This window comes from Vibrio sp. R15-SG3-ISO1A, assembly GCF_059833955.1.
Map to the genome: position 1 here is coordinate 1 of NZ_JCBDGH010000013.1, position 1782 is coordinate 1782.

The 1782-nt window shown below is 53.8% G+C and carries 2 protein-coding genes; both read right to left on the reverse strand.

Features of this window, described 5'->3' with window-relative positions; genetic code table 11:
- A partial coding sequence (locus AC6R0L_RS01485; protein WP_500628022.1) for an FAD-dependent monooxygenase occupies window positions 1-523 on the reverse strand: 523 nt, incomplete at its 3' end.
- 35 nt (window positions 524-558) lie between these two features.
- Window positions 559-1737 (reverse strand): 2-octaprenyl-6-methoxyphenyl hydroxylase, encoded by a 1179-nt coding sequence (ubiH, locus tag AC6R0L_RS01490; RefSeq protein WP_500628023.1) that lies wholly within the window; start codon window positions 1735-1737, stop codon window positions 559-561.
- Window positions 1738-1782 lie beyond the last annotated feature (45 nt).

The window sequence follows — 1782 nt, forward strand, 5'->3', positions numbered from 1 at the left end:
TATCTTGCTGCTGTCGAACCCAAGAGTTCGCGCCATCTGCGCCAACCACCAGCTTGGCCGTCAATGCTTGACCATCATCCAACGTCAACCACGCTTCGCTTTCACCTACCGCAAGGGTTTGACACTTGGCCGGCATAAACATTGATACATTGGCTTGCTGCGTCACTTTCTCAAGCAACGCGAGCTGTATGACTCGGTTTTCAACAATATGGCCGAGATCGGGCTGGGCGAGCTGCGTGGCATCAAACTCGATACGTGCAAAGCTGTCTTGCTCCCACACTTCCATCGCTTGATAAGGCGCGGCACGTCTTGAAATAATGCCATCCCAAGCGCCAATATTGCGCAATAGAAGTTCACTGGAACGACTGAGCGCAGAGACGCGCACGTCCGGCAATGCTCCTAGCTCAGGCTCGGGTTGCTGACTTTCAATCACGGCAATCCGCAAATCGGTCTCTTTGAGCGCTGCGGCCAACGCTAGACCAACCATTCCGCCACCAACGATAGCAATATCAACACTTTGCATGAACTGTCCTTTCTTTTCTACGATGTGATGGCCGGTTAACGTGCCACCAAACCCAATGTGCGTTGTAAAAGTGGCTTTTTCACTGGCGGCGCCCACTCCATTACCGCCAGTCCTAGGTTTCGACCAATTCGCATGGCTAAGTAATCGTTCGAGAAGGTATGAACCAGACCGGCGGTCAACGCAATGGTCTGCTCACGATCCGCTTCTCGACGCTGGCGATATTTGGACAAAAGATCATAGTGCCCAGGATCGTTGGGTGCGCCCGCGATCAGCTCAGCCAGTGTCGCCACATCTCGGATACCTAGGTTAAACCCTTGCCCTGCGATAGGGTGCAAGGTTTGCGCTGCGTTGCCCACCACCGCGATACGATGGGCGATCGTTTGTCGACGAGTACGCAAAATCAGTGGATAACTGGCGCGTTGGCCAGCCTGTTGCAACTGGCCAAGTCGCCAACCAAACGCCGTTTGTAGCTGAGCTAAAAACGCGCTGTCAGAGAGGGAAAGCAACTCGCTAGCGCGATCAGGTTTGACGCACCACACCAAAGACAACCGCTCTTGCGACATAGGTAATAGCGCCAAAGGGCCGGTTTCAGTGAAGCGTTCAAATGCCTGTCCATGATGTGGCTGCTGAGCACGAATATTGGCAATGATTGCCACTTGGTCAAAGTCATGCTCATCGAGGGTCAGCCCCACTTGATCGCAGCTCGATGATAACGCACCGTCTGCCGCAACCAGCAATCGACTTCTAATATGCTCGCCACTAGAGAGGGCGATCTCAACGTGCTGAACACTTCTCTCAAGTTGTAGCACAGAATCTGGACAGTAGAGCGTAATCGCGGGGCGCTCACTGACGAGCTGGTGATAAATACGCCCAACATCGGCCAATTCGACAACGTAGCCCAACGCTTGATCACCGATCTCTTCTCTGCTGATCGACGTCATGCCTGCATGGCCGCGATCAGAGACATGGATATGATTGATGCTTGTTGCCACTGGCGCGATGGCTGCCCACAGCCCCCACTGCTTCAACTGCTTCGCACTGCCATAAGAGAGCGCGATCGAACGCGAATCAAAGCCAGGGTGTCGACTGTGATCGGACTCGAAAGACTCCACAACCGCAATCGACAACTCACCATGACACAGAGTATCCAGCGCGAGAGCCAGCGTCATTCCCGCCATGGCTCCCCCTGATATCACCACATCATACTGCTTCATCCTGATTCCTTACTGACGAATTAATGGATCGTAGGTGCGCGCTCG